6 protein-coding genes are annotated in these 14258 nt (G+C 43.3%); all 6 read left to right on the top strand.

The window, feature by feature from the left end; translation table 11 throughout:
• Window positions 1–49 precede the first annotated feature (49 nt).
• The 6 genes from B5Y40_RS10955 to B5Y40_RS10930 all read left to right on the top strand — a co-directional run bounded on the left by B5Y40_RS10955 (window position 50) and on the right by B5Y40_RS10930 (window position 13908).
• Window positions 50–2368, top strand: coding sequence for a glycoside hydrolase family 44 protein (locus B5Y40_RS10955; protein WP_079686698.1), 2319 nt, complete (start codon window positions 50–52; stop codon window positions 2366–2368).
• A gap of 165 nt (window positions 2369–2533) precedes the next feature.
• Window positions 2534–4942 (top strand): glycoside hydrolase family 2 TIM barrel-domain containing protein, encoded by a 2409-nt coding sequence (locus B5Y40_RS10950; protein WP_079686697.1) that lies wholly within the window; start codon window positions 2534–2536, stop codon window positions 4940–4942.
• Window positions 4943–5001: 59 nt separating this feature from the next.
• The gene (gene galA, locus B5Y40_RS10945; RefSeq protein ID WP_079686696.1) at window positions 5002–7461 is read left to right on the top strand and encodes a beta-galactosidase GalA; all 2460 of its coding nucleotides are present in this window, start codon (window positions 5002–5004) and stop codon (window positions 7459–7461) included.
• A 207-nt stretch (window positions 7462–7668) separates the two neighbouring features.
• Window positions 7669–9642, top strand: a complete 1974-nt coding sequence (locus B5Y40_RS10940; protein WP_245840517.1) for an alpha-L-fucosidase — start codon at window positions 7669–7671, stop codon at window positions 9640–9642.
• A 5-nt stretch (window positions 9643–9647) separates the two neighbouring features.
• Window positions 9648–12008, top strand: a complete 2361-nt coding sequence (locus tag B5Y40_RS10935) for a right-handed parallel beta-helix repeat-containing protein (RefSeq protein ID WP_079686695.1) — start codon at window positions 9648–9650, stop codon at window positions 12006–12008.
• Between the two features lie 295 nt (window positions 12009–12303).
• Window positions 12304–13908, top strand: a complete 1605-nt coding sequence (locus B5Y40_RS10930; protein WP_221408898.1) for a GH39 family glycosyl hydrolase — start codon at window positions 12304–12306, stop codon at window positions 13906–13908.
• Window positions 13909–14258: the final 350 nt, after the last annotated feature.

Here is a 14258-nt window from a genome sequence, read left to right as displayed (position 1 = left end):
CTGAATTTTTATAGTCAGAAATGAAAAACTCAACTAAACCCCATCAATTATGAAAAAACAAAACTTCTCGCGGGCAAGAATGTGTTTGCTTGTCACGTGTATCTGTTGTTCATTCATTAAAACTTACGCGCAAAACGTTACTATCGCGGTCAACGCCACTCAGAACAAACGTCCGATCTCTCAACACATATATGGACGAAACGAAAGCCTGGACAAGCCAGATCAATTTTATAAAGATGCTGGGTTGCGCTTTGCGCGGATTGGCGGCGGCAATAATATGTCAGCATACAATTGGCGCGCAAAACTCGCTGTTCACCCTGACTGGTTCAATAACGTTTATGGTGCCGATTGGGATGTTTATGCAAAAAAAATCAATACCAATTTTTCCAACGTACAGAGCATGTTTGCCTTTCAATTACTGGGCCGAGTGGCATCGAGCGGCCAGCATAACTTCCCCGACTGGGAGTATATGCAGTCTCATCCGGGTTGGTTTGGTAATCATCAAAATTTAGCCGGTGATGGCACACCTAATCCAGACGATGACGCTCCTGCCCTGGTTGAGGGAAACAAGGATTTATTCAGTAAGCCCTGGCCGGCCGATTCTTCGGTAGCAATTCTTAATCATTGGTTTGGAGCCAACGGTTTAGGACTTAATAAGAACAAGTTTCTATACTGGAGTATGGACAATGAAGTTGATATCTGGAGTGGCACGCATGACTGGGCTATGCCCACACAGCTATCGGCTGCTGCCTTTATGGATCGCTATATAGAATTGGCGAAAAAAGCGAAAGCGCTATACCCAGGTATCAAGCTTTGCGGACCTGTTAACACTTCTGAATGGCACTGGTATAAATGGGCAAGTGAAAGTATATATATCGATGGCAGATATTATCCCTGGCTTGAGTACTTCATAAAACGCCTTGCCGATGAATATAAAGCAACCGGTATTAAACTGGTGGATGTTGTCGATATTCATAACTACCCCTGGTATAATAGTGATGATGCTGCGGCATTGCAGGGACACCGGATTTATTTCGATGAGACATATGATTATCCTGGCTCAAACGGTATTCGAACAAGTACGGGCGGATGGGACACCTCACTTACCAAGCAATATATATTCAAACGTGTCAACGACTGGCTAACTGAACATTTCGGCGCCAACCATGGTATAACTACAGGGGTAAGTGAGTGGGGCACCATGTCGAGCAGCAACCCAAGTCTTGAGTCTGTCATCTATGCTTCACATCTGGGTACATTTGCAAACCATGGCGTTGAATTGTTCACTCCCTGGAACTGGTCTATCGGTATGTGGGAAACCCTGCACCTGTTTAGCAGGAATGCAAAAAAATATAGTATATCCAGCACTTCATCTCTTGAAAATACAGTATCAGCCTACTCGTCTGTAAACGAAAATTCTGATTCATTGACAGTCATACTCGTCAATCGTGACATGGGTGCTTCCCGCACAGTAACCATCAACCTGAGTAATTTCACGGTTGCCAATGGAAACTATAAAACATTGCAGTTGTCATCTTTACCGGCGACAGAAACCTTTGTGTCGCACACGGAAAATGCGCTGAAGGCCAATACAGTATCGGTAAATTCAAATTCGCTCACGATAACCGTACCATCGCTCTCCACAACAGCAATCTTACTTACCAAAGCAGCGTCTCCGGTAACCTATCTTGCCTTAGCCAACAGGGCTACAGGAATGATGATGGATGGATTATACCGTGCCAACGATGGAAGCGAGGCCGGCCAGTGGCATTCCAGCGGAAGCACGGCACAGCAATGGATTATTGAGACTACAGGAAGTTATGTGAAAATCAAAAATCGCGCTACTGGCTTGTATCTTGACGGCAATGGCAGCACAAATAATCGCGCAAGTATAGTTCAAAAAATTGCAAGTGACAGTCCTAATCAACAATGGTCGCAGGAAACTGCAGGAAGCTATGTAAAGTTTAAGAATCGGACTACCGGGCTATATATAGATGGCTTGGGGTTGAGGGCGGATCCCTCGTTGTTAGGTCAGTGGCAAACAAGCAGCCATTCTAACCAACAATGGTCAATCACTACTCTGGGCAGTTCTAGCGGAAGAGAAAGTTCCTCGGAGCTTAGCACCTCCGAACTCGGCATTAAAGTATATCCGAATCCTTTTGCAAAGACCTTTACACTCGAAGTGCCTGATTCGGGCGAACCATTGCAAATCACAATACTGGATGCAGCAGGAAAGGCAGTAGAAACTGTTGTCCATTCAGGCAGTTCAAATAAACTGTCTCTGGGATCTGCTCTTAAGCCCGGATTGTACTTAGTTCGCGTCAATAGCATCAACGGTTCACAATCTTTTAAAGTCTTGAAAGAGTAATTATTTCAGCAGTAACAGAAGTCATCTCCTATACAGCTGATCTGATTGAGGCGAAAGCAATTCAAAAAGCTGCTTAGCTCCCACCCCAGATCAGATGTATAAGAGATGACTTCCTCTTGATATCAGATCCACTTTTATATAGTTAATTGACTCGTATTTTTTTTCATGAAAGCATTAGTAACATTATTTGTCTTGCTGATAAGCAACATCGCAGGACACACACAACATTCGATTGAGCGGAAACAATTATTTGATAATGACTGGAAATTCTTTCTTGGAGATACAGCAATCGCCAGCCGGGTAGATTTTAATGATTCAGGTTGGCGCAAGCTTGACCTGCCGCACGACTGGAGTATAGAAGGAAGAATAGCACCTAAAAATCCCACAGCGGGTGGCGGTGGATACTTTCCCGCAGGCAAAGGCTGGTATAGGAAATCGTTTAACGTACCCGTGGAGTGGAAAAACAAAAAAGTTTCCATCTACTTCGAAGGAGTATATATGAACTCCGAAGTGTTTGTCAATGGGAAATCCTTAGGTATATATCCGTATGGCTATTCATCGTTCCTATATGATCTTACACCTTACCTTGCCATTGATAAGGAGAATGTTATCGCAGTACGTGTTGACAATTCACAGCATGTAAACAGTCGCTGGTATAGCGGGTCAGGTATATATCGCCATGTCTGGATGACGGTGACCGACCCCGTACACGTGGCACCATGGGGTATATCTATTACAACGCCTGATGTTACTTCAAAAAAAGCAACAGTGCAGGTAAAGACACTGATAAAAAATGAAACGGCTTCGCCTCAGCGAATTGTTCTCAAGACTTTGATATTGAATAGAGACTCAAAAAACACAGGCAGCGGTCATGTTAACGTAGAGCTTTCCGCCAATAGTGAAAAGGAAGTTGTTCAAACTATAGTTATAGCGAAGCCTATGCTTTGGTCGCCTGAAACTCCATATATATACCAGGCACAGGTACAGGTATTGAAAGATGCTAAAGTTGTTGATGATGGCAAGACCGATTTTGGTATACGCTCCATAAATTTTACAGCCGAGCAAGGATTTCAGCTTAATGGTAAAACGGTGAAAATAAACGGTGGCTGTGTGCATCATGATAATGGATGCCTGGGGGCCGCTGCGTTTGATCGTGCGGAAGAGCGTAAAGTAGAATTACTCAAGGCTGCAGGTTTTAACGCCATAAGAACGTCTCATAACCCACCATCAGAAGCGTTCCTGAACGCGTGCGACAGATTGGGATTGTTGGTGATGGACGAATCGTTTGATTGCTGGAAAATAGGGAAGAATAAATTTGACTACGCTATATACTTCAACGAGTGGTGGAAACGCGATCTGGAAGCCATGGTTATGCGTGACCGCAATCATCCTTCTATAGTGATGTGGAGTATAGGTAACGAAATACCTGAAAGAGGAACGCCTGATGCTACCGTAACAGCGAAGATGCTTGCCGATGAAGTTAAGAAAACAGATACCTCCCGTCCCATAACATCCGCTATAGTAAGCAACGAAAAGAAATGGGAAGCCTTTGATTCGCTTATGGCAGTACATGATATAGTCGGGTATAATTATCACTTGTTTAGTGCACCGGCCGATCATGAGCGGGTACCATCTCGTATCATTGTTCAAACGGAGTCATATCCAAACGATGCTTTTGCGAATTGGAAGCTGGTGCAGAATAATAGCTATATCATCGGGGACTTCGTATGGACTGCTATGGATTATCTTGGTGAATCGGGTATAGGCCGTTGGTATTATTCAGGTGAAGCGCCCGGACAACATTGGGAGAATGAATTTTTCCCGTGGCATGGAGCTTATTGTGGGGATCTTGATTTGATTGGCTGGAGAAAACCTATATCCCACTATAGAAGTCTGTTATATAATAATACCGAGAAGCTATATATGGCTGTTCGGGAACCCGAACCTGAACCCCTTGAAATTAAAAAAACATGGTGGTCGGTCTGGCCAACCTGGGACAGCTGGACCTGGCCCGGATTTGAAGGAAAAACTATACAGGTAGAGGTATACTCGAAATACAGTCATGTTAAGCTTTACCTGAATAACAAACTTATTGGCGAAAAGGCCACCTCAAGCGAACAGGAATATAAAGCCACATTTGATGTGCCCTATTCACCGGGTATATTAAAAGCCGTTGCAGTAGAGAATGGTAGGGAAGTTGAATCAACGATGCTGCAGACATCCGGTGATGCTTCAAAAATTAACGTAACGGCTGATCGAAAAGAAATTGAGGCCGATGGACAAGACCTGTCCTACGTTACGATCGAGATTACAGACAAGGAGGGTATATTTCAGTCCAATGCTGCCAACCACCTGCGATTTAATCTTGAAGGTCCCGGTGTCATTGCAGGTGTGGATAATGCCGATCTAAAAGACTATGAGCCCTATATAACCAACACACGCAAAGCATGGCATGGACGTGCGTTAGTCGTGATTAAAAGTACTCATGATGCTGGAAGTATTCGCCTGACGGTTACTTCACCTGGTATATCTGATGCTGCTATAGAAATCAAAACGATTGCAAAATCAAAATAAGGCCTTCATAACATTCAACATTTTTAAATCACATTAAAGCTGATATAATTAAACCATTGATGAATCGCATTTTTAACGTATTGATTTTTTTTGTGTTACTCCTTCTCGCTATACTCATATTTCCGGTAACAGGACTAACACAAAGCCAGCAAGGTATCGCATTCAAAAGAGTAAAGGAAAATTTTGATCAGCGCTGGCAGTTCCACAAAGGAGATATAGCTATGAAACGCGTGGTACAAGCAGGTGGTCAGGGAGGATTGACGGATACCAACGTGAACGTTATTCCGACTAAAGACACAGTGATTGACTATACGAATGAAAATAGCTTCAAGGTATTTTATCCTGAAGATTGGAAGGAGATCAATGTTCCGCACGACTGGGTTATAGAAGGTACATTTGTAAACGACAATACACTGGGAAGTCAACCGGCTGTTAGCGGCTATCTGCCTACCGGTATAAGTTTTTATAGAAAGGAGTTTCAAATACAAGCAACCGAATCGGGACGAAAAATATCGATCGAGTTTGACGGAATCTTCAGGAATAGCACCGTGTGGGTAAATGGCCATCTGTTAGGAAACCATGCAAGTGGTTACACACCATCAAACTATGATCTCACAGATGTTTTGCGTTATGGTGATGAAGGTAAAAATGTCATATTGATCAAGGTCGATGCACGTGAGTATGAAGGGTGGTGGTACGAAGGTGGTGGTATATACCGGCATGTGTGGCTCGTAAAAACCGACAAACTTCATGTAGACAGGTTTGGAACATACGTAACAACGCCTTCCGTTTCTGCAGATCAGGCTTCTGTAAGTATAAAGACCACCCTGAGCAACGAATACAAAACGCCCAGGAATGTTACGCTGCTTTCAAAGATTATTGATCACCATGGCGTTGTGCTCGAAACAAAAACTTCTTCCCTTCAAATCAATTCCTTTAGTAAGATTGAAGTGTCTCAGCAGGGAACAATCTTAAAGCCGATGCTTTGGTCGCCTGAAACGCCAACCCTTTACAAAATACTTACCGAAGTCTGGGATGATAAGAATCTGGTTGATACATATGAAACCATGTTTGGAGTAAGGACTATAGAATTTAACCGTAATGGCTTCTTCCTGAATGGAAAACTTTATCCTGTAAAGGGTACAAGCAATCACCAGGACTTTGCTGGCATTGGTGTTGCTCTTCCTGATAAAATAAATTGGTATAAACTAAAACTGCTGAAGGAAGCAGGCTGTAATGGCTATCGCACACATCACCCATCTACTCCTGAACTGCTCCATATGTGCGACAGCATGGGAATACTTGTCTTGGCTGAGAACCGTCACCTTTCTAGCTCAGAGGAAGGGCTTAAAGATCTTAAAACAATGCTATACAGGGACCGAAATCACCCTTGCGTATTCATCTGGAGTATGGAGAACGAAGAGTGTATACAGGGTTCTGTTACAGGCATCAGGATTCTTGAAACCCTTGTAGAAACCACCCATAGTATTGATCCTACCAGACCTGTCACTGCAGCCATGAACCACGGGAGAAACGAAGGCGGCTACAGCGAGGTGCTTGATGTAGTCGGATATAACTATGGTGATAAGAAAATGGCGTATGTAAAAGATCATGAAAATCATCCGGAGAGAATTGTGTTTTGTACAGAATCCACAAGTTTCATTTCAACTCGCGGAGAATATGAAAACAACTGGGGAAAAGGCTATGTATCTAGTCTCAGCAAGTGGGCACCTGACTGGGGACCTTTTCCAGGTGAAGATTGGGCTGATATAGTGAAATATCCTTTTCTCGGAGGAACATTCGTCTGGACTGGATTTGACTACAGAGGCGAGCCCACGCCTTACCGGTGGCCATGTGTCACTTCGCATTTCGGATTTATGGATATATGCGGTTTCCCCAAAGACGGATATTATGCCTACAAAGCAGCATGGACCAATAATCCCATCGTTCATATCTTTCCTCATTGGAATTGGCCTGGCAAAGACGGAGAAAACGTGCCGGTACACTGTTACACCAATTGCGAAGAAGTTGAATTGTTTCTCAATGGCAAAAGCATCGGAAAACAAAAAGCCGTGCCCTATAAAAAGCTCGTATGGAACCTGACTTACACACCGGGAACGCTGCAAGCAAAAGGTTATAGAGATGGGAAAGTTGTAACCAAAGATCTCATAGAAACTACAACTGCTCCTTCACAAATAACGTTGGCCAGCAATTCCACGGTCCTTGCGGCAGATGGCTGTGATGTGGCTGTGATTCGAGTGGCTGTTAAAGATGCAAAAGGCAGGGTGGTTCCTATAGCCGATAATCTCATAACGTTTTCAATTGAGGGCCCGGGAAAGATAATAGGCACTGGAAACGGTGATCCCAGCAGTCATGAACCGGACAAGGCCATGCAGCGCAAAGCCTTCAATGGATACTGCCTGGTTCTGGTGCAGGCCGATAAACAAGTTGGAGAAATCCGGTTGACGGCCAGGTCTGAAAAGTTGAAAGGCAACGAAGTTATGATTAAAGTCAAATAATAAACCATATTTATGCGACAGGCATTGTTCCCATCCAATGGTGACATCATATTCTCTTTATACTTAAATAATACTTTCAATTTCAGCATGAAAAAGTCAAACACCATGATCAGATATTTTTTGTACGGAATCATCTTTTCCATTTTCGTCTGCTGTAGCAAGACGCTAGCTCCAGGCCATGTAGGCCCAGTTCCCTCTGAAAATCAAATGAGATGGCAGGAAATGGAATATTATGCTTTCGTTCATTTTTCATTAAATACCTATACAGATCAATCGTGGGGATATGGTAATGAAGATATTAATTTGTTTAATCCGCAAAAACTGGACTGTAGTCAATGGGCGCGTATTTGCAAGGAAGCAGGTATGAAAGGAATCATACTAACGGCAAAGCACCACTCTGGTTTTTGTCTTTGGCCTTCCCGATACACCGAGTATTCGGTTAAAAATGCCCCTTGGAAAAATGGTGAGGGAGATATAGTTCGTGAAATGGCTGACGCTTGTAAAGAATACGGATTAAAGTTAGGCATATATGTATCTCCTTGGGACCGTAACCACCCTGCTTACGGAAAACCTGAATACATCACTTATTTCAGGAATCAAATCAAAGAGTTGCTAACAAATTATGGCCCCGTTTTCGAAATATGGTTCGATGGAGCCAACGGAGGTACAGGATATTATGGTGGCGCCAACGAAAATCGTACAATTGACCGCACCATCTATTATGATTGGAAGAATACTTACAAGATGATACGCGAATTACAGCCCAACATTGTGATCTGGAATGATGGAGGTGACAGAGGAGACCTTCGCTGGGTTGGAACTGAAGCCGGTTACGTCGGTGAAACTAACTGGAGCTTGTTGAACGGCACGGGAGAAGTTGAATGGAAGATGCTGCACTTCGGCCTGGAAGATGGCGATTCGTGGGTACCAGCTGAGGTAAATACCTCCATTCGACCGGAGTGGTTTTACCATCCCAGTGAGGACACCAAGGTGAAGACAGTACCTCAGTTAATGGAAACATATTATAGTTCCATAGGTCGTAATGGGACTTTGCTTCTCAATTTCCCAATAATGCCAAATGGTTTAATTCATGAAGCCGATGAAAAAGCAGCGTTGGGATTGGCTACAATGGTAAGAACTTCTTTTGCCGAAAACCTGGCAGAAAAAAAGAAGGCAAGTGCCTCGAATGTACGTGACGAGAGGCAAGAATTTGGTGCCGCGAACGTAACAGATAACAGTAGCGATACATACTGGGCAACGGACGATAACATCACAACGGCTTCGTTAATCATAGATTTGGAAAGCCCCATGATGTTTAATCGTTTCCTGGTTCAGGAGTATATTCGTTTGGGACAACGCGTAAAGTCTTTCAAGGTAGAAGCGTTCATGGATGGAACCTGGAGAGAATTATCTCAGGGAACAACCATCGGGTACAAACGCATCCTTCGTTTTCCGGGTGTAAAAGCCACAAAGGTACGCTTCACTATTACAGATTCGAAGGGAAGCCCGCTGATCTCGAATATCGGAATTTACAATGCCCCTGCATTCCTGAATGCTCCCACGATTATGCGAAGTCAATTCGGGGAAATAACCATCACCACAAATGACGTAGGACCTTATTTCTATTACACCCTGGATGGTAGCGAACCAACCCCACAGTCGAAAAAATACACTGCCCCTGTTCAGAGTGAAGGAAAAGTGGATGTTAAGGCCATTGCCTATGATCCAGCTTCAGGTAAAAGCAGTCCGGTTGCCATGGAGAAATTTGATGTTTATCGAAAAGATTGGAAGATCGTTGGGGCAGAGGATGATAAAGCTTATGCGATTTTGGACGGCAACACTTCTACAGCATGGCATCATCAGGGCAAAGACAAAAAAATTCCTGTTGACCTTGAAATCGATCTGGGAAGTGAACTGAATCTTAGTGGCTTCCGATATCATCCTGACCAGGGCATGTGGGGTCCTGGTATCATTACGCATTATGAATTTTATGTATCGGCTGACAACAAAGATTGGAAACTGGTAGATCAAGGTGAATTCTCAAATATTAAAAACAACCCGCTGTGGCAAATCAAAAAGTTTACACCGCTAAAGGCTCGTTTCATCAGGCTCCGGGCCTTGAAGAACGCTGAAGGCAACGATCGCATGGGATATGCTGAAATAGATGTGATCACCGACTGACTAAAATGAATAGAAAACAACAAATTTTGATAATGCTGGCTGCGTTATGGCCAGTCGTACTTTGCGCACAGACAACCATTTATGTAGCGCCCAATGGAAGTGATAACGGGCGAGGCACCCAAGCGAAGCCCTTTGCGTCTATAGACCGGGCAATGCTTGAAGCTCGTAAAGCTTCTGGACATGTGGAGATCAGCCTTATGGGCGGCACCTTCTATCTGGATCACCCAATTGTATTTACATCAGAAGACTCCCGCAAGGAGACCGAAACACTTACCATCAGAAATCATAAAAACCAGAAGGTCACACTGAGTGGAAGTACGGTTTTGAAATTGAAATGGGTCCCCTATCGCAATGGCATTTGGCAGGCTAAAGTGAATCAAGACCTTGTATGGGATGAGTTAATTGTCAACGGGCACTTGCAGCGGATGGCACGCTATCCAAATTATGACTCAACAGCTCGTTTTCTTGGCGGTACGGCAACCGATGCACTTAGCAAAGAAAGGGTGTCTCAATGGAAAAGCCCGGAAGGAGGATACGTACACGCCCTGCACCAGAATGAATGGGGAGACTTTCATTACATTATTACCGGAAAAAATAACAACGGTGAACTGGTGCTGCAAGGAGGCTGGCAAAACAACCGCCGTATGGGCATGCATGAAAGGCATCGCTTTGTTGAAAACATTTTTGAAGAATTGGATGTCGCCAATGAGTGGTTCTACGACAAGCACGCAAAAATTTTATACTACCTTCCTCCTACAGGTCTCGACATTAAAACAGCAAAATTCGAAACTCCACAAATTGCCCATCTATTGGAGTTTCGGGGAGGCGAAACGAAGGCTGTAAGAAATATCACCATCGAAGGACTTACCCTTACGCATACACTGCGCACCTTTATGGATAACCGCGAGCCGTTGTTACGCAGTGATTGGACCATTTACCGCGGCGGAGCCGTGCTTCTCGATGGTGCTGAAAACTGTTCGCTTAAAAATTGCGCGCTCCTTAATCTCGGAGGAAATGCTGTCTTCTTTAACAATTACAACCGGAATTGCGAAGTGTCAGGATGTGTGTTCTCTGAAGTCGGGGCAAGCGCCATCTGTTTTGTTGGCGATCCAAATGCAGTACGTTCTCCAAGTTTTGAGTATAATCAGTTTGTACCGTTGGCACAGATCGATCACACACCCGGCCCTAAAACAAACAACTACCCGGCGGAATGTATAGTATATAATAACTTGATGTTCAATCTCGGCCGGGTCGAAAAACAATCAGCAGGAATAGAATTGTCCATGTGCCAAAGCATTACGGTGAGCCACAATACCGTATATGATGTTCCCCGTGCCGGTATAAATATAGGCGAAGGAACCTGGGGTGGTCACCTCATCGAATACAATGATGTATTCAACACGGTGAAAGAGTCCGGCGATCATGGCTCATTCAACTCGTGGGGACGAGACCGGTACTGGCATCCTGATAAGAAGGTGCTGGACACAATCGTAGAAAATAATTTTGAGCTTACGACGTTGGATGTTGTTAAGCCTATCACCATCCGTAATAACCGAATGCGTTGTGATCATGGATGGGATATAGATCTGGACGATGGTTCAAGTAATTATTTCATCTACAACAATCTTTGCCTTAATGGCGGCATAAAACTTCGCGAAGGTGTAAACCGCATAGTTGAAAACAACATTCTGATCAATAACACCTTTCATCCACATGTCTGGTTTAAAAACAGTAATGATGTGTTCCGGCACAATATAGTTTCCGCCGGATACTTGCCTATACATATTGAGGTTTGGGGTAAGGAAACAGATTATAACATGTTTCCGGATTCTGCTTCACTCAAAGCAGCCTGGAGCAGAGGCACAGATCAACACTCTGTGTGTGGCGAACTTGACTTTGTAAATCCACAAACCGGAGACTTTCGATTAAAAGATGGCTCGGTAGCTTTTTCTGTAGGCTTTAAAAATTTTGCAATGGACAGTTTCGGTGTTATTTCACCCGAATTGAAAGCCCTCGCAAAAAAAACGCCACTACCTTCCGTCATCACATTGGATCAGACAACAGACAGCGAGGCCATTGATTTTATTGGAGCAAAAGTTAAGAATCTCACCACGTTAGGCGAACGCTCGGCAACGGGCATGGATACCACGCGTGGAGTTTTAGTGGTTGATGTACCTGCAGGTACTGCAGCATCGTTTTTTCTGCAAGCGAACGATGTTATTCTAATGTTCAATAAAAGACCTGTTAATAAACTACGCGACTTACTCGAAGCGCGAATGTCAGTTATTGGTACGAACACAGAAGTGGTGATTTTCCGAAATCAAAAAGAAGTGAAAAAATGGATTGCGTTAGACGGCAAGAAATAACAAAAGAAGAGATGAGTATATATTTAAGATATCTACTATAAAAGAAGTATAAGTCTGTTTCACAAGAAACTATTATATATTTCAGGCGCTTATTATTTCCATCCATGCATCCGCATAAAAGATGAAGGTGACTTGCTTACGAAACAAACAATGAAACCGGATTACTTCAGTATATATACTAAAGAGTCTACAAAAAATTATCATGATTATTTTAAAATATAATTGATATACTCCCACAAGAAATTACCAACCTAAAACACAACCTTAATCAAATTTAACTTGTCAATCAATTTTTATGAGTAAAACTCCAGTCTTAGCGTTAATGCGTTATCAATTAATTCTATGTATAGTTTCCCTGATGGTGGTACCTGCGACTGCACAAAGGAAAAAAGCATCACCTCCAGCACGGGCAATCAGTGTAGATTTTAACGCAGTTGCCGGTCCATTAAACACCATGTTTAAAGAATGTGTCGGGGCAGGGCGTGCCAATGAAGGACTTCGCGCAGATTGGCAACAACAATTGGCCTATGTTAAGAAAGAATGTGACTTTAAGTTTATCCGCATGCATGGTCTGTTAACGGATGACATGGCTGTATACTCGCAGGATAAAAACGGAAATCCCATTTACAATTATATGTACATTGATGTACTCTTTGATTTTCTCCATTCAATAGGTATGAAACCATTTGTTGAATTGGGATTTATGCCTTCTGCACTTGCCAGCGGAAACAAGACTATATTTTGGTGGCGTGGTAACGTTACTCCTCCCAGAGACTATGAAAAATGGGAAGCGCTTATTAAGAATCTTGTTCAGCATTTTACGGAGCGATACGGAGAGGAGGAAGTAAAGACCTGGTATTTTGAAGTATGGAATGAACCTAATCTCGATGGTTTCTGGGCCGGCACCCAAGAGGAGTATTTCAAGTTATACAAGCATGCAGCACGTGCAATCAAGAACGTAAATCAATCGTATCGCGTGGGAGGACCTGGCACAGCCGGGGCTGCATGGGAGCCGGAGATGATCGATTTCTGCGTTAAGAATAATATACCTATAGATTTTGTGAGCACACATGCATACGGCGTAAAGCAAGGTTTCCTCGATGAGTACGGTGAGTCTGGTACAGTGCTTGATAAAAATCCAATGAGTGTTAGCGGGGATGTTCTCCAATCACGAAAAGAAATTTCCGCTTCTGCCAAACCCAATCTTGAGCTCCATTATACCGAGTGGAGTGCATCCTATACGCCCGCAGATCCGATTCACGACAGTTACCATGAGGCGGCCTATGTACTCCAAAAAATGAAACAAGTTGGTGCTGCTGCCAACTCCATGTCGTATTGGGTATTCACTGATATCTTTGAAGAACCTGGACCACGTTTCACTCCGTTTCATGGAGGCTTCGGAATGTTAACAACCCAGGGAATAAACAAACCAGTTTTTTACGCCTATCAATTCCTTAATCGTCTCGGAAATGTTGAGCTTGTTAACAAGGATGAATCTTCCATCGTAACAAAAGATGACAACGGTGGTGTCCAGGCTTTGCTATGGGACTTCACGAACACGCATCCGGGCGACTCTGTTCACAACCAGAAGTATTACATACGCGATTTGCCCGCGAAAGCAAAAGGCGTATTGAATGTACAAATCAATAATGTACCCGAAGGTGATTATGCACTTGAGATTTATAAAGTCGGCTATAAAAGCAATGATGCATACACAACATATCTGTCCATGGGCAGACCATCACAACTAACAAAGCAACAAGTAGATCAAATCAAAAGACAAAATGATGGTTCTCCCTATCTCAAGGAAATTGTTCATATAAAAGCAGCTGGCAATTTTTCGCGCCAATTGGATATTCGTGAAAACGATGTACTTCTTTTAAAAATGATAAAGCTTTAAAAGCCACAAGGCTATGTTGAATGTTGAATTAAATGTTGGTGCAGCACGAAGGTCGATGACAACGTGTTGGCCAACATTTACTTTAGCACTACACGCACCGGAGCATAGTATATATTGTCGATTTTCTCAAGTTGGAGTATAAATCCTCTGATGCGTCTCCCCTACCCTTGTACCCCAGGAATGGAGTCTTAGTATTTAGAAATTAAATAACAACACTTGGCTTCCAAATTCATGTGAGTATACCAGCAACTGTGTCAATATTTTACAGGCAGCTTCATATGATAAAGAGTTCACTGGTACTGCAATATAAATACATTTTTTGCATGCATATCCGTATGCAAATTCGCATC

Source organism: Ohtaekwangia koreensis (assembly GCF_900167975.1).
Lineage (GTDB): Bacteria > Bacteroidota > Bacteroidia > Cytophagales > Cyclobacteriaceae > Ohtaekwangia > Ohtaekwangia koreensis.
Note: the sequence above shows the minus strand (reverse complement) of the source record. Positions and strands in the feature narration are given on the sequence as shown.